The 16,372-nt window shown below is 64.0% G+C and carries 24 protein-coding genes; 14 read left to right on the forward strand and 10 right to left on the reverse strand.

Going from position 1 to position 16,372, the window contains the following annotated elements:
* The first annotated feature begins 195 nt into the window (after window positions 1-195).
* From EJ073_RS07915 to EJ073_RS07925, 3 genes are all read left to right on the forward strand, one after another.
* Window positions 196-717, forward strand: a complete 522-nt coding sequence (locus EJ073_RS07915) for a ferritin-like domain-containing protein (RefSeq protein WP_126055224.1) — start codon at window positions 196-198, stop codon at window positions 715-717.
* Window positions 718-896: 179 nt separating this feature from the next.
* Complete coding sequence (locus EJ073_RS07920) at window positions 897-1,271, forward strand: low affinity iron permease family protein (RefSeq protein WP_126055225.1); 375 nt, start codon at window positions 897-899, stop codon at window positions 1,269-1,271.
* A 208-nt stretch (window positions 1,272-1,479) separates the two neighbouring features.
* Window positions 1,480-2,379, forward strand: a complete 900-nt coding sequence (locus EJ073_RS07925; protein ID WP_126055226.1) for an ATP-dependent DNA ligase — start codon at window positions 1,480-1,482, stop codon at window positions 2,377-2,379.
* 52 nt (window positions 2,380-2,431) lie between these two features.
* On the opposite strand, the gene EJ073_RS07930 is transcribed toward EJ073_RS07925, so the two are convergent.
* Both EJ073_RS07930 and EJ073_RS07935 read right to left on the reverse strand, forming a co-directional pair.
* Window positions 2,432-2,716 carry a DUF982 domain-containing protein gene (locus EJ073_RS07930; protein WP_126055227.1) on the reverse strand — a complete coding sequence of 95 codons (285 nt, stop codon included), beginning with the start codon at window positions 2,714-2,716 and terminating at the stop codon, window positions 2,432-2,434.
* Between the two features lie 21 nt (window positions 2,717-2,737).
* Window positions 2,738-3,037 carry a DUF982 domain-containing protein gene (locus EJ073_RS07935; protein ID WP_126055228.1) on the reverse strand — a complete coding sequence of 100 codons (300 nt, stop codon included), beginning with the start codon at window positions 3,035-3,037 and terminating at the stop codon, window positions 2,738-2,740.
* Window positions 3,038-3,384: 347 nt separating this feature from the next.
* Here EJ073_RS07935 and EJ073_RS07940 point away from each other — a divergent pair, with 347 nt between their 5' ends.
* The 5 genes from EJ073_RS07940 to EJ073_RS07965 all read left to right on the forward strand — a co-directional run bounded on the left by EJ073_RS07940 (window position 3,385) and on the right by EJ073_RS07965 (window position 6,234).
* Window positions 3,385-3,684 carry a hypothetical protein gene (locus EJ073_RS07940; RefSeq protein ID WP_126055229.1) on the forward strand — a complete coding sequence of 100 codons (300 nt, stop codon included), beginning with the start codon at window positions 3,385-3,387 and terminating at the stop codon, window positions 3,682-3,684.
* A gap of 467 nt (window positions 3,685-4,151) precedes the next feature.
* Complete coding sequence (locus EJ073_RS07950) at window positions 4,152-4,352, forward strand: hypothetical protein (protein ID WP_126055231.1); 201 nt, start codon at window positions 4,152-4,154, stop codon at window positions 4,350-4,352.
* Window positions 4,353-4,369: 17 nt separating this feature from the next.
* A complete protein-coding gene (locus EJ073_RS07955) occupies window positions 4,370-4,588 on the forward strand; it encodes a hypothetical protein (protein ID WP_126055232.1) in 219 nt (72 codons plus the stop codon).
* 864 nt (window positions 4,589-5,452) lie between these two features.
* On the forward strand, window positions 5,453-5,674 hold the full coding sequence (locus tag EJ073_RS07960; protein WP_189347905.1) for a hypothetical protein: 222 nt from the start codon (window positions 5,453-5,455) through the stop codon (window positions 5,672-5,674).
* Window positions 5,675-5,889: 215 nt separating this feature from the next.
* Window positions 5,890-6,234: a hypothetical protein gene (locus EJ073_RS07965; RefSeq protein ID WP_126055233.1), complete on the forward strand. Its 345-nt coding sequence runs from the start codon at window positions 5,890-5,892 to the stop codon at window positions 6,232-6,234.
* A gap of 7 nt (window positions 6,235-6,241) precedes the next feature.
* Here the strand turns inward: EJ073_RS07965 and EJ073_RS32900 are convergent, their stop codons facing one another.
* Both EJ073_RS32900 and EJ073_RS07975 read right to left on the reverse strand, forming a co-directional pair.
* On the reverse strand, window positions 6,242-6,613 hold the full coding sequence (locus EJ073_RS32900) for a hypothetical protein (protein ID WP_348627245.1): 372 nt from the start codon (window positions 6,611-6,613) through the stop codon (window positions 6,242-6,244).
* 9 nt (window positions 6,614-6,622) lie between these two features.
* Entirely contained in the window at window positions 6,623-6,820 is a 198-nt protein-coding gene (locus EJ073_RS07975) for a hypothetical protein (protein WP_126055234.1), read from the reverse strand.
* A gap of 403 nt (window positions 6,821-7,223) precedes the next feature.
* On the opposite strand from EJ073_RS07975, the gene EJ073_RS07980 reads away from it, so the two are divergent.
* The 4 genes from EJ073_RS07980 (at window position 7,224) to EJ073_RS07995 (ending at window position 8,961) form a co-directional block, all read left to right on the forward strand.
* Window positions 7,224-7,718: a hypothetical protein gene (locus tag EJ073_RS07980; protein WP_126055235.1), complete on the forward strand. Its 495-nt coding sequence runs from the start codon at window positions 7,224-7,226 to the stop codon at window positions 7,716-7,718.
* A 160-nt stretch (window positions 7,719-7,878) separates the two neighbouring features.
* Window positions 7,879-8,109, forward strand: coding sequence for a hypothetical protein (locus EJ073_RS07985; protein WP_126055236.1), 231 nt, complete (start codon window positions 7,879-7,881; stop codon window positions 8,107-8,109).
* Window positions 8,110-8,146: 37 nt separating this feature from the next.
* The gene (locus tag EJ073_RS07990; RefSeq protein ID WP_126055237.1) at window positions 8,147-8,629 is read left to right on the forward strand and encodes an HD domain-containing protein; all 483 of its coding nucleotides are present in this window, start codon (window positions 8,147-8,149) and stop codon (window positions 8,627-8,629) included.
* A gap of 23 nt (window positions 8,630-8,652) precedes the next feature.
* A complete protein-coding gene (locus tag EJ073_RS07995) occupies window positions 8,653-8,961 on the forward strand; it encodes a plasmid stabilization protein (RefSeq protein ID WP_126055238.1) in 309 nt (102 codons plus the stop codon).
* Between the two features lie 47 nt (window positions 8,962-9,008).
* Here the strand turns inward: EJ073_RS07995 and EJ073_RS08000 are convergent, their stop codons facing one another.
* A complete protein-coding gene (locus EJ073_RS08000) occupies window positions 9,009-9,467 on the reverse strand; it encodes an Lrp/AsnC family transcriptional regulator (protein WP_126055239.1) in 459 nt (152 codons plus the stop codon).
* Window positions 9,468-9,656: 189 nt separating this feature from the next.
* Between EJ073_RS08000 and EJ073_RS08005 the strand changes: the two genes are divergently transcribed.
* Window positions 9,657-10,403: an AzlC family ABC transporter permease gene (locus tag EJ073_RS08005; RefSeq protein WP_126055240.1), complete on the forward strand. Its 747-nt coding sequence runs from the start codon at window positions 9,657-9,659 to the stop codon at window positions 10,401-10,403.
* Entirely contained in the window at window positions 10,400-10,699 is a 300-nt protein-coding gene (locus EJ073_RS08010; RefSeq protein WP_126055241.1) for an AzlD family protein, read from the forward strand. Before EJ073_RS08005 ends, EJ073_RS08010 begins: the two co-directional genes overlap by 4 nt.
* A gap of 68 nt (window positions 10,700-10,767) precedes the next feature.
* On the opposite strand, the gene EJ073_RS08015 is transcribed toward EJ073_RS08010, so the two are convergent.
* The 5 genes from EJ073_RS08015 to EJ073_RS08035 all read right to left on the reverse strand — a co-directional run bounded on the left by EJ073_RS08015 (window position 10,768) and on the right by EJ073_RS08035 (window position 16,209).
* On the reverse strand, window positions 10,768-11,157 hold the full coding sequence (locus EJ073_RS08015; protein WP_126055242.1) for a hypothetical protein: 390 nt from the start codon (window positions 11,155-11,157) through the stop codon (window positions 10,768-10,770).
* 156 nt (window positions 11,158-11,313) lie between these two features.
* Window positions 11,314-11,841, reverse strand: coding sequence for a hypothetical protein (locus tag EJ073_RS08020; protein ID WP_126055243.1), 528 nt, complete (start codon window positions 11,839-11,841; stop codon window positions 11,314-11,316).
* A gap of 140 nt (window positions 11,842-11,981) precedes the next feature.
* Entirely contained in the window at window positions 11,982-14,078 is a 2,097-nt protein-coding gene (locus tag EJ073_RS08025) for an EAL domain-containing protein (RefSeq protein ID WP_126055244.1), read from the reverse strand.
* 68 nt (window positions 14,079-14,146) lie between these two features.
* Window positions 14,147-14,491 (reverse strand): amidohydrolase family protein, encoded by a 345-nt coding sequence (locus EJ073_RS08030; RefSeq protein ID WP_126055245.1) that lies wholly within the window; start codon window positions 14,489-14,491, stop codon window positions 14,147-14,149.
* Entirely contained in the window at window positions 14,488-16,209 is a 1,722-nt protein-coding gene (locus EJ073_RS08035) for an IlvD/Edd family dehydratase (protein ID WP_245455498.1), read from the reverse strand. The genes EJ073_RS08030 and EJ073_RS08035 overlap by 4 nt, the downstream gene beginning before the upstream one ends.
* Window positions 16,210-16,372 lie beyond the last annotated feature (163 nt).

Here is a 16,372-nt window from a genome sequence, read left to right on the forward strand (position 1 = left end):
GAGACTTGCCGACAGGAGAGCCGTCCCGGCGATCCCGCGCGCCGCGCGCCGTCCACGACTTGGGTTCACGAAATATTTCGCAGGGAACATCCGTTCCCGGCCACGCTTATCGTGATGCAAGGAAGCGGCGCTTGCGATTTCACGGGCGCCGTTTCCTTTGCACCCTCAAGGCGCATCAACCGATGGAGCAAAGTGATGGCAAGGAAGAATTCGTCAGGCGCGGCGAACGGCCTGGAGAGCCTGTTCGTGGACGGCCTGAAGGACATTTACTATGCGGAAAAGAAGATCCTGAAGACGTTGCCCAAGCTGGCGAAGGCAGCCCAGTCAAAGGAACTGAGCGCGGCCTTCGAGAAGCATCGCATGGAAACGGAGGGACAGGTCGAGCGCCTGGAACAGGTGTTCGAACTGATGGGCAAGGCCGCAAGGGGCAAGACCTGTCCGGCGATCGACGGCATCCTTGAAGAAGGGTCGGAAATCCTCGAGGAGTACGAGGACGAGCCGGCGCTGGACGCGGGCCTGGTGGCGGCTGCCCAGGCCGTCGAGCATTATGAAATAGCCCGCTACGGCACGCTGGTCGCCTGGGCGGAGCAACTGGGCCTCAAGGACGCGGTGCCGTTGCTGCGCGAAACGCTGGCGCAGGAGTCCGCCACCGACGAGGCGCTGAGCGCGCTGGGCGAAAGTGGCGCGAACCAGCGGGCGTTGCAGGCGGCAGCCTGAGCCGCCGGGCACCCGCTCTGGTCGCCCGCAACCGCGGTCCCGGTCGAGGCCGGGGCCGCGCGCGATCACAAGGATTCCCCGAACAAAACAAACGGGCGTCTCGGCCGCAACACGCTGCCGACGGCTCTGGCTTTGGCACGACGCCATGGAGCATGGCGCATCAGGCGGAGGATTAGGGGTTGGAACGAATATTCAACCGTGTCGCGGAGGCGGTCGCCCATGCCGCGGGCCGCCCTTGGGCTTTCGTCTCATGCTTGGCCTGCGTGGTCGTCTGGGCCTTGTCCGGTCCGGTGTTCGCCTTTTCGGAGACCTGGCAACTCGTCATCAACACCGGGACCACAATCATCACCTTTCTGATGGTGTTCCTGATCCAGAACACCCAGAACCGCGACGGTGCGGCCATACAGGCGAAGCTCGACGAACTCATACGGTCCGGACAGGGAAAGAACGACTTCATCGGCATCGAGCATCTCACGGAAGCCGAGGTGCAGGAGTTCAGAAATCGGTGCGCCGAGGCCAAGCAGGCTCAACTGCGCCCGCAGCGCGCCTACTGATTTCTGGACGCTGCAGTCGACGGCGGGTTGGCGGGGTTCCCAGTCCTGAAACAAAACGCGGGCGGTTTGCACTTTGCCAGGGGCCACAGCCCTGGCTACTCCAGTAAGGCCTCTCCCGCTGGCTCCGGCCGGCGGGCTTTTTAGCAATCACTAACGGAACCGAAGCGACCATGCGATATTGAATCAAAGTTTCGCATGGGGAGTTCCAATGCCTAGGCTTGCCGGCGGCGACCGGTTGTCATTTATCGAGCCGTTGATGCCGACGCTCGTCGACAAGCCACCGGAAGGCGATGGCTGGATTCATGAAGTTAAATTCGACGGCTACCGCTCCCAAATTGTTCGGGACGTGGACGGTGTGCGCATTTTCAGCCGCCGCGGGCTCGACTGGACTGCAAAATATCGCGACCTTGCCAACGCCGCGAGCGAGCTCGAGGCCGAGGACGCGATCATCGACGGCGAAGTGATCGTCACGAATGAGGCTGGGCTGTCCGACTTCAAGGCGCTGCGTAAGGCCATTACCAGTCGGCAACAGGACCTCTATTTCGTCGCCTTCGATCTTCTCCACCTCAATGGCCACGACCTCCGCGACATCGCGCTGGAGGACCGGCGCGAGATTCTGGCCGAGATGATCCCGTCTGGCGGGCGCATCCAGTTCAGTCAAGCGTTGCCGGGCGATGCCAAGTCCATCTTTCATCTCATCGAGCAAGCCGGGCTTGAAGGCATGGTTTCGAAGCGCAAGGACAGCAAATATCGCTCCGGCAATTCTACGGCCTGGCTCAAGGCCAAGTGCTACACGATCGACGAATACGAGCTGCTCGGCGTCGAGCGCGAGGCGGGCAAGCCTGCCTTCGCCCTCATGGCCGAGCGCGGCACCGGGCGCTATGTCGGCAGCGCCTTCATCACTCTAAACCGCGAAATGCGAGAACGCTTGTGGCAGCGCGTCCAGGAGCACGCAGGCACGGCGCCGAACGGCATGAGGCGGGCGGCGACGCAATGGGTAAGGCCAGGGCTGATTGGCCGTGTAAAGCACCTCCGTGGCGAGGAAGACCTGCGCCACGCGTCCTTGCAGGACTTCCGCGAGGAAGGGTCACCCTGGAGGCGGTCATAGGGGAATAGGCTCTGAAGTATGGTGAGGCGACGTTGACCGCCGCCTCACCCGCCTAGACGTGCGAAGGCCGCGCCTTCCAATAAGGCGGCGGCATATTTCCTTCCTCGATAAGGATGTCCTTCTTCCGGGCAAAGGCGGCAAAGATTCCCCTGGCCGTCTCCGCGTCGATGTCTCCGACCAGTGCCGCCTTGCACGCGCGGATGGCAGCTTTCTGCTCGGGACTGTTGCCGCACCAATCGGTGGCAAACTGGTATGCGTCAACCACGGTGTTGAGCTGACGGGGAAAACCCATTCCAACCCAAACTCGGATCGGCTTTTCGAATGGCTTTGAGAGCATCGCGACCTCCATCGCGAGACTTCAAGCGGCTAGCCCACCGCGGCCGCCGACCCTGGCCATCCATGGCGGCGGTGCGCTCAGTTCTTCAAGAACCTTGGCTGATTTTGCGAAACCGCAGAAGGCCTCCCTTGCGGCGTTTCGCGGGTAATCGCTGTCGAATGCCTTTTGGCAGGCTCGCAGCGCAGTGTCGTAAATCGGGCCGCGCCTATTTTTCGGCCATTCGTAGAGAAATTCCAGGGCGTCCTCGATGCATGCGATTTCCTGGATCAGGCTCTTTCCGCTCTTGACGAAAACAGGGCTGTCGAACATCCGGTCGTTCATAAGATCCTCCAAATCGAACGAACAATTGAGTGTCAGGAGGGCCGAGACCTACGGCAGTATCCCTGGCCCAGCGGCGATATGGGTTTGAGGGCTTTTGTCGTCAAGAGTGCTCTGCAACCTCTATGAGCTTGGTGCATGGGCCTCGCCCGAATAAGACAGCCAGTATCACATCTGCCTATCCGCGCCGTTTTCCTATATTCGCCGCTTCTTTGCGCCCATACCGGGGCGAGCCGGCAGACCCGAGCCCAGAACCTGGCCGCCACACACGATCCCTCGGGCTTTTCGGGAACCGTTCGCGTGTTTTCCTCTTTTGGAAATCGAAGGGACCGCCTCGTAAGGAGACAACGATGAACCGGCTACTTTTCGCGTTACCTATCTTGGCCCTGTCCACTGGGCTTGCCATTGCGCAGTCAACCAGCACCACGAGCGGATCTTCCACGACAACCACGACGACGACAACGATGCCGAGCACCACCAATCAGGGTACAGACTCGACCACCACGAGCGACACCAATCCGAATTCGGCGAAGGATTGCGCGCCCGGCCAGCAGACCGGCAGTGCCAAGCAGGCGGCTCCGGGGCAGCAGGATACCGATGCAAAGACGGCTGCTCCAGGCCAGTTGAAAACGACGACCGAAGGCTGTTGATGCGAGCGAGGGCCGACGCAGATTGGCCGGCGCCCAAGAGCACAGGCCGATCGCGTTTTCAAACTTAGAGATATCCGCGTCGCCGGCAGTAGCTCGGCGGCGCGGTAGGCCCGGTTCCCGCCGCACCCGACGGAACCAAAGCTACCGAGGGTGGTTGATACCAGTCGTCCGCACCAGGCAGCGGCACGCGGACGCTTGGAAGAGTCCATCGCGCTTTCGCCCCAGGGAAGGAGAGCGTCATGCGCTTTTCAGAACGCGCGCGTCCGTCTGTGGACGCACCAGCTTCCGCCACCTTGCAGCTAGGACAACGGGTAATCCGCAAGGACACTACCGAGCGTGGGATTGTGGTCGCTACCACCGACCAAACAATAAAGGTGAAGTGGGATCGCGGTAGGACCAGCTACTTCCGCCGTGGCGCGGAAGGTAATGTTCTCCACGCGCCGCCCTCAGGATGACGGAGCTCGCGTATGGCTTCCCCGACCTGTGTCAAATCGGATGATCTCGACATGCTGATCCAGGCATTGACGGACCATTGCCACGACTTTGGCATTTCCGCCGACGCCGAACGAGATGATGTCGCGCGGCTTATGGTGGTGCTCTTCGTCAGCGGGATAGATGATGCCGCTGACATGAAGTTGGCTCTGGCCGCGTCTAGGCTTGTCCACTAGTTCACTGGCCTGTCCCCGTGGCGTTCTTACGAGACCGCCCTGATCGCCAGCGCAAAGCAAATCGCCAGTGGAAAGATCAAGCAGACAGCCATTATGACAACCACGACATTGCCAAGGCGCTCCGTTCGCTGCTTGGCAAGGTCAGCGGCATCATCGTCACTCGAAATGAGATCAAGGATCGAAAAATCATCAGGGGTGGGAGCGTCGTTGGCGAGCCGACCTGCGATGTCAGGTAGGTCCGCTCTGCTCTGGACAAGGGTCACATTCGCCTCGCTGTCAAACGCCGCTTGCTGTTGGCAAAGCCAGGCGCCCACCATGTTCGAAAGGTAAGCATGGCAGGCACCCAGGATGACCGACGACGGAGGGGGTCGAAATAATCGGCGGCCCCGCATCAATGTATTGGCAGTTTGTTGGTTGCCGCCTCCAGCCCTTTGCTGTTGTCGCTGCGACTTCAGTCGCAGCAGGCTTGCGACTGCAGTCCGCTGCCGGAACGAAAAGACATCAAGCCTCGTTTGCGGAGCATTCGGAGGATTTGCATCATGAACCGGCGAGGTGTCTCCTCATCCGACTGCGAGGTCCTTCGGTGTGCCTTCGTAAAATCGGTCATCGAAGACGGAATTCCTGAAGATAAATGGGTGGCCCACGCCGCGTTTTTGATCCGCAGGCTTACCGGCAAAAACGATGTCGACCCGCGCGTGCTGGATTGGGTTTTGCGAAGCAGCAGCGTTCCCCAGCCCCGGGCGAAATGGCTCGAGGCTTAGACCTGGCGCTCGGGCCACGGTCGAAGGGTTTCAGAGGGGGTCGAAAAAGCCCGCCAGCAAGACCCAATGTCGGGGAACCGTGCAACGGGTCGTGCGTTTAGTCAGGTCCCAAAATCCCGTTGCCACCCATCCTTCAGATGGCAGCGGGCTTGCTGGATAGCCCGGTTCCCTAAACCCTGTCACTCCGTGCGAAACCGGGCTATTCGGTTCGACGCCGAATCGACTCGCTAACGTGACATTGCAGGAATACAATTAACTTCGTCATCCGCACCCGACCGAGGCAAGCGGATGCTTGAAAGAGCAGATCACGCTTTCGCCCGGGTGGGGGAGGAAAGCGTCATGGCTTTCAAAAAATACAGCAGCATATTCACGCCTGTCGATCTGGAGATCATCCAGAACGTTTTTGACCAGCTTTGCAGCGAGCGCCGTCTGGCCCTTAAGGACCGGGAACAGAGGGAGCAGCTTGCCAACGAAGTCATCCAAGCGTTCGAGAACGGCATCTCAGACGAAGTGGCGTTGCGCCGGTTGTTTTCAAAACGCCGCAGGGCCATGGCCGAGTGAATGCTCGGAGGCGGCGGCGTCACCGACCTCGTCCCGGGCTGGGAGCCAATACGCGTCGCCGCAATAGCTCGGCGGTGCGGTAGGCTCGTACCCGACGCCCCACGGAACCAAAGCCGCCCGCTAGCGGTTAACACCAGTCGTCCGCACCCAACCGAGGCACACGGACGCTTGGAAGAGTAGATCGCGCTTTCCCCCGACTGAGGAAGAAGAGAGTCATGCGCTCACGACACTGGAGTCGCCAGAAGGACGCGCCAGCCTCCACCTCCTTGCAGCCAGGACTGCGGGTAATCCGCAAAAAGGGCGTAGAGAACGGCACGGTCGTCGAGGCTAATCCCGGCCAAATCGACCGAGGCGCGCCGGCTTCCTCGACTTACATCAGTTCGGACGATCGTCACATGCTGACCCAGGCATTGACGAAGCATTGCCACGACTATGGCATTTCCGCCGACGCCGAGCGTAACGATGTCGCCCGGCTGATGATGGTGCTTTTCGTCAGAGGGATCGTCAATGCCGCTGACATGGAAGCGGCTCTGGCCGCTTCGAGGCGGCTCGTTCACTAGGCCTACTTCACCGGCCCCGTCCCGTTCCACCGGATGAACGCCACTTCCTTGCCGGTGACCTCTCGCACGTCTTCAACAGCGCCTCATGCAAAAGCTGGAGCGAGCGGTAGTGATCGCATTGCGGCGAGATCAGCGGGCCGACGATGCTCTTGTGCAGCGCCTCCGCCGCCTGCAGGAAGAGCTCCAAATCCGAACCGGATAGCTGCCTGGGTTTTTTGCGCCTGACCATTGCGATCCCTCCGAGCATCGCCGCATCTAGGATAATAATCCTATATGACTCAATGGCTGTAAAGAGGGCGGATATGGCGGAGCGGTTACGCTGCGGAATGCCCCAGCTCAGGTCGCCCAGCTCGGGCGCAGCCTCGCTGCAGGATTTCAAGGAAGACCATCAGAATTCGCGCTTGAGAAGTTGAAGAAGGGACTCCTCGTCCGATACGCCGCTGGCGAAAATATCCATTATCTGCGCGGCCAAAGTATTCGCCTCGCGGGTGCCCGGCAAAATATCGAGGTCCTGGCAGCTGCGATCATAGACCCTCTGCAGGAGGGCCATATCCTCCGGGTAAGCAACGCCGCTGGTTTTGAACATCGCTCCTCCCGCATGCTGGGGCGGAAGCGCGCTTTTCGCTTACTGTCGGCGATGCCCTTGTCAATTACCGCCGATGATAGAGCATAGGTCGGCTGAGGGCCGCAGCACTACAACAAATGATAGAGCAGACCGGACATCGGCCCTCTGCGCAGTCCGGTCAGACTTCAGTCCAACTTCCGGATTCCCTTGGCCCCGAGTTGCCCCGCTGACCTTGCGCCGGCGATGCCCGTTCTCGAAGGGTTGGCGATCCGGCTGGCAGAGGTCTGTGCAGCCGCGATGGCCGAGCGCAATGCCTCCATGGAACCAGTTCCGTCTCCCTCAGTTCCATTAGGACATCCCTGCGGGTTGGCGGCCAATGGCCTGGCTGTCCAGGATCTGCAGGACAGACTTGCCGGAGGAACCGATGTCGCTGCATAGCCTTCATCCCGAACATGTCGATGAAACCCGCATGAATGCCTATTCGACCTTCGCCCCTGCCCTCCTCAATTCGCTGGCGCAGCGGCTGGCCCGTTGCCAGGGAGCGAAGGAACTGGCGGAAGTGGAGAAGTCGCTCATCCGCCTTGTCGAGGACGCCGCCGTCGCCGCGCCGCAGGCCGAGGCGATGAAGGAGTTCGCGATCGAACTGGTGGTTTCGACGATGAAGAATGTCCGCGACCACCCCGACTCCAAAAGCGATCTTGAGGAGATCGGCGGCCGCCGCACGCAGGGCCGTTCCGAAAATCCGGACACGCTCGACGAGCAGTTGGATGCCGGCTTGGAAGACAGTTTTCCAGCCAGCGATCCGCCGGCCGTGGTCTCAACCGCCATTTCCGGCGGCGCCAAGGAGATCGTCGGCACCGACGAGGTGCTGCGGCGCAAGAAGGAGGCTGCCGCCCGGAAGACGGAGAACAACGAATAGCCTCTCCGGAATTGGGTCAAGACGAAGCGATACGGCGGTTCAGCGTTGCTTGCCGGCTCGGTCGACCTGCCGGGCCTCGTTGCAATAAGCCGGCGCGGGCAAAGTTCCGGGAACCTGACGCTTCGCGAAGGGTTCTCCTCCTAACAGGAAGGAGCACGCAATGAACAAGGACACTCGCGACACTGGCGCCGTTCCGCGGCGGCCCGGCGCGGGCCATGCTCCCGAGGCGACGGCCGGGTTACCCACCAAAGGCGGCGACGACCCACTGGTGCGGTTCCTGGCGGAGAACACCGACCTCTCTCCGAAACAGGCTCGGGAACTCATCCGCGAGCACGGCCACGACCGTGAGCAGCTTCTGAAAATCGCGCGCACGATGAAGGCCGAGGGCTGAGATCGGGCGAGATCAAGCAATGCAAGGAAACACGAAAATGAGCATGCTGTACCGCGCGGCCAGGATCGCGGAAGAGGCGCATCGGTCTCAAACCGACAAGACCGGCCGCCCCTATATCGAGCATTGCCGGCGCGTCGCCGATCAGGTCGAGACGCTCGATCAGAAGATAGTTGCCTATCTGCATGACGTCGTCGAAAAGGGCGAAGGCTGGACCTTCGGCAGGCTGCGGACGGCGGGCTTCGGCCCACCTGTCGTCGCCGCCGTCGATGCCCTGACGCGAAGGCTTGACGAAACAGAGCACGGGTTTCTGTGCCGCGCCGCCTCGAACCGGCTTGCCCTGCCGGTCAAGCGCGCCGACTTGAACGACAATCTCTGGCAAGCGCGCGAAGCCGGTGTCTCGACCGCGAAATATGAAAGCGGCCTGCGCGCGCTCAACCGGCTTCGAACAGGTGAGTCGCCGAGCAGACGTGGCGGGACAAGGGCGACCGCCGCGAGGCACAGCGCCAGCCGTTCCCTTTGACCAACTGCGAATGGAGAAGAAAAATGCCACGCGGAGACAAGTCGAAATACACCGACAAGCAGGAGCGCAAGGCGGATCATATCGCCGAAGGATACGAGCACCGCGGCGTGTCCGAGAAGGAGGCCGAGCGCCGCGCCTGGGCGACCGTCAACAAGGACGATGGCGGCGGCAAGAAGGAAGGCGGCTCGGGGCACGGCAAGCACACCGGCAACCCGGCCGCGCACAAGGGCGGCAGGATGGGCGGCAAGGCCTCGGCCTCACGGTCCGCGGCCAGCCGGTCGGCATCGGCGAAGAAGGCGGCGGCGACCCGCAAGAGCCACACGCATCATTGAGTGACGCGGGCCTCTTCCTTCTCCCCTTGTGGGAGAAGGGGGAGGCACTAAAGCGGCATCTCCGAGGTCTGCTTGATGGTCTGGCTGGGAACCTCGGTCTTGACGTTCTGCACGCCCTTGATGCGGCTCAGATGCTCCGACTGGAAGCGGCGGTATTCGTCGATGCCGGCGGCCACCACGCGCACCATGGCGTCGCAGTCGCCGAGCATCAGATAGCACTCCATCACCTCTGGCAGCTTGGCCGCCTCGGCGGCGAAATGCTCGATCGTGTCCTCGTCCTGCTGCTTCAGCCAGATGCGGGTGAAGAAGGTGTGGCCGCGGCCGACCTTGGCCGGGTTGAGCACGGCAACGTAGCGGTCGATGACGCCGGCCTCTTCCAGAAGCTTGACCCTTCTCAGGCATGGCGACGGCGACAGGCCGATTTCCCGCGCCAGATCGTTGTTGGCCATGCGCCCGTCGCGCTGCAGGGCGCGCAGGATGCGCTTGTCGATCTCATCCAGCTTCATGGCTCAAGATTCCATCTTTCTTTCTGATTTCGATATCCAATGCCAATTTCTCTCAGAAATGGCGAATCTTCGCAACCAAATTGCTTGGCATTTCGCCTATGCTTACCGGCAGATAAGTCATCGACAGCGAATGGTTCGGACGCAGGCGGCCGCAAGGCGCGCCCGACCTCGTTCGCCCAAAGGAGACCCATGAGCATCTCGCAAGCAAGCCTGACCCTGGACGAGGCGCCCTACCGTCGGCCGTCCGAATTCCGGCGTGGCGTGGCCGCGTCGACGCCGGTGCTGCTCGGCATCATTCCCTATGCGTTGGTGCTCGGCGCACAGGCTGCGCAGAAGGGCCTCAGCGTCGTCGAGGTTCCGCTGATGACCGGCATGAACTTCGCCGGCGGCTCCGAGTTCGCGGCGATCCAGCTCTGGACCTCGCCGCCGCACATCCTGTTGATCGCTGCCATCACCCTGCTGGTCAACAGCCGCCATTTCCTGATGGGGGCCGCGCTTGCACCGTTCCTCGGTCACTTGCCGCGGCGCAAGGTGTTTCCGGCGCTGTTCGTGATGTGCGACGAGAGCTGGGCGCTGGGGCTGGCGGATGCGAGGCAACGCGCCGCGGCCGGCCTGAACCCGGCCTTCAGCCTGCCCTATTATGCCGGCGCCGCCCTGCCCTTCTACCTCGCCTGGGTGGTGTTCACCACCGCCGGCGCGGCACTCGGCCCAGTGCTCGGCAATGTCGAGGATTACGGCTTCGCCATGGCCTTCCCGGCCGTTTTCCTGGTGCTGATGCGCGGCATGTGGACGGGTTTTGCCGCGGCGCGGCCGTGGCTGGTCAGCCTGGTGGTGGCCGCCTTGACCTACCTCATCGTTCCCGGCGCCTGGTATGTGGCGGCCGGCGCGCTCTCCGGGCTGGTCTCGGCCTGGCTGTTTTCGGGAGACGAAGCATGATCGATCCGGCAAACGTGTTGGCCATCGTGCTGATGGCCAGCGTCACTTATCTGACCAGGATCGGCGGCTATGTCGTGCTGCGCAACCGAACGCTTAGCCGCCGCGCCACGGCGGTGATGGAAGCCGCGCCCGGCTGCGTGCTTATCTCGGTCATCGCGCCGGACTTCGTCTCCAAAAATCCGGCCGACCTGGCGGCGCTCGCCATCACCGTGCTCGCGGCGACGAGGCTGTCGATGCTGCCGACCGTGGTGATCGGCGTGGCTTCGGCCGGAGTGCTGCGGCATTGGATAGGGTAGGATGGGTGCCGGCGTCGGAGCTGCCGATCTCCCCCGCGCGGGGGAGATCGCGGTGTCAGCGCGGCGGCTCAGTCGTCACCGCCTTCGCCTTCGCCACCGCCATCGCCACCTTCGCCGCCGCCCTCGCCGCCACCGTCACCGCCGCCACTGTCTCCGCCATCATGGTCGCCGCTGCTCGCGCTCTCGTGATCGCCGCTCTCGTGATCACCCTCGCCCCTGCCCTGGTCGCCGTCATGCTCGCCACTGTCGACCCCGTCGCCCTCATGATCACCTTCGTCATTTTCGGCCACATCATGGTCGCGCTCATCGCCGGCGGTGGCGCCCTGGTCGTCATTGTCGGGCAGCGTCGCTGCCACCTCGCCGCCATGGTCCGAGAACTCGCCCGCAAGGCACTGCTGCGTTGCAAGACTGCCGAACAGGCCGACCGAAGCCGCCAGCAGCAGAGGAACAGCCTTCATCGTCGTCTCCCATCCGGCAAGCGGGCCGCCATTGTCGATGGCGGATCATTGTCCGGCCCGATTACGGCGCGCTTAAATGAGTATAAGCAATTTTAGCAGCTGCTTATTTTCGTAACGACCCGACGGGAGCCGGCCCGGGCCTGCCGCTTGCGGCGGTCAGCGGCCGTAAAGCCCGATCTCGTCCGGCTGGATCGGGCCGGCGGCTTTCGACTTGACGTCGTCGCCCAGCTGCTGCTTCAGGGCCGCGTCCAGCCTGTCGCTGTCACTGCCGATCGGATCGATGATCGCATTGACGAACGTATCGAGCGAAACGCCGAGTTGGTCCAACCCCAGCTTCTTCTCGATCGCGATGATCTCGGAAGCAGATCTCTGTTTCAACGCCTCGACCGCGTTCTTGACGGCCGTGCCGTAGGACAACAGCGAAGCGTAGTCGCCCTGGTCGACGCCGAACTCCTTGCCGACGCGCTCCATCAGCCGGACCTTGATGGCCGTGATGTTGAGGCTGTTCACGCTGAACATGGTCCCGGAGATCTTGGCCTGCGCCTGTTTCAGGGGCGAGCCCGAGCCAGCGGGGCTGGAGACGCCATTGGCACTCTCGGCGAGGCTGTCCTCCGCCGCAGGTTGCGGGCGTTGCTGCTGCAGGATCAGCAGGGCGGCGTTGTTCAGTGCGGAGAGTGAAGACATTGCCGGTCTCGCGGGCCGGCCCGCTCGTCATGGAGGGCCGCGCCGGACATTCGAGCCAAGACATCATGCCTTGAGCGCAACAAGTCGGTTCGGCAAAGCGATAACCTGATGTCGATTAAGAATTTCCTAGGCCGATCGGCTCAACCAACGCGCCTGGCCGGCAAGTCAACCTCGCCGACCGCCCTGGCGACGATCGCCTCCAGTGGCTCGGGCCGGTGCAGCAGATAGCCCTGGCCGTAGGCGACGCCCATGTCACTCAGGATATCCAGCGCCACCCGCTGCTCGATCTTTTCGGCCACCACGCCGCAGCCGAGGCTCCTGGCGATGCCGGATATCGCCGAGACGATCTCGCGGTCGAAGCGGCTCTCGGCGATGTGCTCGACGAAGGAGCCGTCTATCTTGATGGCGTCGACGGGAAAGCGCCGCAGATATTCGAACGAGCTCATGCCGGCGCCGAAATCGTCGAGGCTGACACGACAGCGCCGTTCCCGCGCCTTGCGCACGAACGCCTCGGCGGCATCGAAATTGGTGACGGCCGCGGTCTCGGTGATCTCGAAGCCGATGCCGGCGGGCGGCGCGCCGGTCTCGGCGATGACGGTGTCGACGAACTCCCACAGCTGCGGGTCGCTCAGCGTCTGCGCCGACAGGTTGAAGTCGAGCGAGATGGCGCCCGAGCGCATCGCCGCCCCGTGCAGTTCCAGCGCCGCCCTGACGATCCAGCGGTCGAGCCTGGCGGCGATGCCGAAGCGCTCCGCCACGGAGATGAACTCGCCGGGCGGGATCATCTTGCCGTTGCGGGCAGAAAGCCGCGCCAGCACCTCGACCTGGCGGCTGTCGCGCCAAGGCCGGCCGAGCCGGTGGATCTGCTGGCCGAACAGTTTCAGCCTGCCGTCCTCCATGGCATCGACCAGGTCGGCGGCGAGCCGCGCGGCATTGAGGCCGCCGGAACCGGAGGCCGTCTCCACCGAGAACACCGCAAAACGGTTGCGCCCGGCGGCCTTGGCCGCGTAGCAGGCATCGTCGGCGCAGGCCAGCGCATCGGCGACCCTGGTGTCACTGTCGCTGACAAAGGCGATGCCGATGCTGGCCGCGAGCTTTCGCGTCGTCGCCGCCAGCTCGGCATTGCGCACGGCGGCAAGGACGGCGTCGGCAAGGCGCTCGGCCTCGGCCTGACCGCAGTTCGGCACCAGCAGCGCGAATTCGTCGCCGCCAAGCCGCGCCGCGTGCGCCGAGGACGGCAGGCTGGCGAGGATGCCGGCGGCGATGCTTTTCAGCGCGAGGTCGCCGGCGGCATGGCCGGCGAAGTCGTTCAGCGCCTTGAAGTAGTCGAGGTCGACATAGAAGACGGCGAGCGGCAGCCGGCGCTGCGTGGCGATGTGGTCAGCCAGCAGCCGGTCGAAGGCGGCGCGGTTGAGCAGGCCGGTCAGGGCGTCGTGGTTGGCGGCGTAGGTGAGTTCCTGCGAGCGCTTCTTGTCCTCGGTGATGTCGCGCACGGTGCCGAGGATCTGGCCGGCGCCACCGGCGCAGGCAATGAAGCGGACCAGCGATTCCAGATGGCGGATCTCGCCGTCGCGCCTGATGATGCGATATTGCGAGGCGGTTACGGCGTCGGAGCCGGGCGGCGGCAGGTGCGCCCGCTCGGTGGCTTCCTTGTCGTCGGGATGCAGATAGGTGTGCCAGAGGCCGGCCGAAACCTCGTCGGTATCGCTGACCAGGCCGAAGATCTCCCGGCTGCGGGCATCCCAGAAGCTCTTGTTGGTGGCGATGTCATAGTGCCAGATACCGGTGCCGCTGGCGGCGAGCGCCAGGCGGAAGCGCACATTGACCTCATCGAGTGCCGCCTCGGCCTGTTTTCGCCGGGTGATGTCGGTCTGCACGCCCATCAGCCGCAGCGCCCGGCCCTCGGCGTCGCGCTCGACGATGCCGCCGCGGTCGAGCACCCAGACCCAGTGGCCATCCTTGTGCCTGAGGCGCAGCTCCGTCTCGATGGACTCCGTCAGGCCGGCGATGTGGCGCTCGCCGCTGGCCAGTGCCCGCTCGCGGTCGTCGGGATGGGTGAGCGTCAGCCAGAGATCCGCCGTGGCGGCAAGCTCGCCCTCGGCGTAGCCGAGCATCTTCAACCAGGTCGGCGAGTAGTAGCAATCGCCGCTCGCGACGTTCCAGTCCCAGACGCCGAGATGAGCACGTTCCAGCGCCAGCGCCCAGAACTCCCCCTTGCGTGTCTTGTCGTCCGCCATGCCCGGTTTTTGTCCGCCCTGTTGGAGACAGTGTGCACAAAACCAGACAAGAAACCGTTACCGGCGGGTCAGGTGGGGCGCCGCCAGCGATAGGCTTCGTCGACGATGCGAAGCGTGCCGGGCAGGGCCGCAAGCGCCGACAGCAGCGCGCTGTTGTCGAAACCGTAGACGCTGGGCTGCACCAGCACGGCGCGATCGATGCCAAAGGCGTCCATGACCCGGCGGTAGTCCTGGACCGTGACCATGGCCGGCGTGTAGCCGCGCGCCGGGTCGAGCGGACAGGCCGAGGCGAAGACATGGTCATGCGCGTCGCAGCTGCCCTCGGGCAGGCGCAACGCCGTGCGTCGCGCCGGCGCCAGCGGCGGCAGGCACCGCCGGGGCTCCGTTTCCGCCGGGAGGTGCGCCGCGCTCATTGCGCCTCCTCCTTGTCGGCGGCCCCGGAAGCGGTCAGGAAATCGAAGTCGCAGCCCTGGTCGGCCTGCAGCACATGGTCGTAGTAGAGCCGGGCATAGCCTCGCGCCGGCTGCTCCACCGCCGGGCGGGCAATCGCCGCCCGGCGCGCCAGCTCGGCCTCGTCGACCAGCATGTCGATGCGGCGCGCCGGCACATCGAGGCGGATCATGTCGCCGCTCCTCACCAGAGCGAGCGGACCGCCCGCGGCGGCTTCCGGCGAGACATGCAGCACCACCGTGCCGAAGGCGGTGCCGCTCATCCTGGCATCCGACAGGCGCACCATGTCCTTGACGCCGAGCGCGGCCAGCTTCTTCGGGATCGGGATATAGCCGGCCTCGGGCATGCCGGGCGCGCCGCGCGGCCCGGCATTGCGCAGCACCAGCACGTCCTCGGCGCTGACGTCGAGCGCCGGATCGTCGATGCGCATGGCAAGGTCGGCGACGGATTCGAAGACGACGGCGCGCCCGATGTGCCGCATCAGCGCCGGCGAGGCTGCGGAATGCTTGATCACCGCGCCGCGCGGACAGAGATTGCCCGACAGCACGGCCATGGCGCCCTGCCCCGTCACCGGCCGACCGAGCGGCCGGATGACGTCTTGCGCATGCATCTCCTCGGGCTTCATGACGCGGTCGCCGAGCGTGCCGCCGTCGACCACCGGCGTCGTCAGGTCGAGGACACCGGAGAGTTCGGCCAGCAGCCTCGGCACGCCGCCGGCGTGATGGAAATGCTCCATATAGTGTTCGCCCGACGGCTTGAGGTCGACCAGCACCGGCACCTCGCGGCCGATCCTGTCGAACTCGGCGAGGTCGACCGGATGCCCGGCCCGGCCGGCGATCGCGGCGAGATGGATGATGCCGTTGGTCGAGCCACCGATCGACTGCATGACGACCATGGCGTTGCGGATCGATGCCGGCGTGACGATGGCGCCGGGCAGCGGCGCGCCGGAGACTGCAAGCGCGGCGGCGACGCGGCCCGAGGCTTCCGCCGAGCGGACCCGCTCGGCATGGGGCGCCGGGATGGACGCGGCGAACGGCAGCGAGAAACCCATCACCTCGGCAATGATCGCCATGGTGCTGGCGGTGCCCATGACCATGCAGGTGCCGACCGAAGGCGCCAGCCTGCCGTTGACGAGGTCGATCTCGGCGGCATCGATGTCGCCGGCGCGGTGGCTCGACCACAGGCGGCGGCAGTCGGTGCAGGCGCCCAGTGTCTCGCCCTTGTGGTGGCCGACGACCATCGAGCCGACCGGCACAACGACCGTCGGCAGGTCGGCGCTGATGGCGCCCATGATCTGCGCCGGCAATGTCTTGTCGCAGCCGCCGATGACGACCACCGCGTCCATCGGCTGCGCGCGGATCATCTCCTCGGTGTCCATCGCCATCAGATTGCGCAGCACCATCGAGGTCGGGTGGGCGAAGGATTCGTGGATGGAGATGGTCGGGAACACCATCGGCAGCGCGCCCGAGAGCATGACGCCGCGCTTGACCGCCTCGATCAGCTGCGGCGCGTTGCCGTGGCAGGGATTGTAGTCGCTCGCGGTGTCGACAATGCCGACGATCGGCCGCTCCAGCGCATCGTCCGAATAGCCGGCCGCCTTGATGAAGGCCTTGCGCAGGAACAGCGAGAAGGCGGCGTCGCCGTAGCTGGTCAGTCCCTTCCTGAGGCCGCGATACGCCAATCGACACCTTGGGGCTGGATTTCACCCTGACTGCAGGCGCCCTGGTGGAGCAACCGCTGATCGTCACCATAGGCAAATGGCTCAGATTGTCAATAATTCTAATCTGGTTCCAGCAGAAATACCTACAATGTGGCGATCATAACTTGTCACTCATGGTCGTATT

The sequence above is a fragment of the Mesorhizobium sp. M4B.F.Ca.ET.058.02.1.1 genome, assembly GCF_003952505.1.
In the GTDB taxonomy this organism is placed as follows: Bacteria; Pseudomonadota; Alphaproteobacteria; order Rhizobiales; family Rhizobiaceae; genus Mesorhizobium.

Coding starts and splice junctions, on each gene's coding strand:
- EJ073_RS07985 (WP_126055236.1), top strand. CDS start 7,879: ATGAACAAGGACACTCGCGACACTGGCGCCGTTCCGCGGCGGCCCGGC.
- EJ073_RS07960 (WP_189347905.1), top strand. CDS start 5,453: ATGGCTTTCAAAAAATACAGCAGCATATTCACGCCTGTCGATCTGGAG.
- EJ073_RS07995 (WP_126055238.1), top strand. CDS start 8,653: ATGCCACGCGGAGACAAGTCGAAATACACCGACAAGCAGGAGCGCAAG.
- EJ073_RS07940 (WP_126055229.1), top strand. CDS start 3,385: ATGAACCGGCTACTTTTCGCGTTACCTATCTTGGCCCTGTCCACTGGG.
- EJ073_RS08020 (WP_126055243.1), bottom strand. CDS start 11,841: ATGTCTTCACTCTCCGCACTGAACAACGCCGCCCTGCTGATCCTGCAG.
- EJ073_RS08025 (WP_126055244.1), bottom strand. CDS start 14,078: ATGGCGGACGACAAGACACGCAAGGGGGAGTTCTGGGCGCTGGCGCTG.
- EJ073_RS08005 (WP_126055240.1), top strand. CDS start 9,657: ATGAGCATCTCGCAAGCAAGCCTGACCCTGGACGAGGCGCCCTACCGT.
- EJ073_RS07965 (WP_126055233.1), top strand. CDS start 5,890: ATGCGCTCACGACACTGGAGTCGCCAGAAGGACGCGCCAGCCTCCACC.
- EJ073_RS07990 (WP_126055237.1), top strand. CDS start 8,147: ATGAGCATGCTGTACCGCGCGGCCAGGATCGCGGAAGAGGCGCATCGG.
- EJ073_RS07930 (WP_126055227.1), bottom strand. CDS start 2,716: ATGCTCTCAAAGCCATTCGAAAAGCCGATCCGAGTTTGGGTTGGAATG.
- EJ073_RS08015 (WP_126055242.1), bottom strand. CDS start 11,157: ATGAAGGCTGTTCCTCTGCTGCTGGCGGCTTCGGTCGGCCTGTTCGGC.
- EJ073_RS07975 (WP_126055234.1), bottom strand. CDS start 6,820: ATGTTCAAAACCAGCGGCGTTGCTTACCCGGAGGATATGGCCCTCCTG.
- EJ073_RS07950 (WP_126055231.1), top strand. CDS start 4,152: ATGGCTTCCCCGACCTGTGTCAAATCGGATGATCTCGACATGCTGATC.
- EJ073_RS08030 (WP_126055245.1), bottom strand. CDS start 14,491: ATGAGCGCGGCGCACCTCCCGGCGGAAACGGAGCCCCGGCGGTGCCTG.
- EJ073_RS08010 (WP_126055241.1), top strand. CDS start 10,400: ATGATCGATCCGGCAAACGTGTTGGCCATCGTGCTGATGGCCAGCGTC.
- EJ073_RS07980 (WP_126055235.1), top strand. CDS start 7,224: ATGTCGCTGCATAGCCTTCATCCCGAACATGTCGATGAAACCCGCATG.
- EJ073_RS08000 (WP_126055239.1), bottom strand. CDS start 9,467: ATGAAGCTGGATGAGATCGACAAGCGCATCCTGCGCGCCCTGCAGCGC.
- EJ073_RS07925 (WP_126055226.1), top strand. CDS start 1,480: ATGCCTAGGCTTGCCGGCGGCGACCGGTTGTCATTTATCGAGCCGTTG.
- EJ073_RS07935 (WP_126055228.1), bottom strand. CDS start 3,037: ATGAACGACCGGATGTTCGACAGCCCTGTTTTCGTCAAGAGCGGAAAG.
- EJ073_RS07915 (WP_126055224.1), top strand. CDS start 196: ATGGCAAGGAAGAATTCGTCAGGCGCGGCGAACGGCCTGGAGAGCCTG.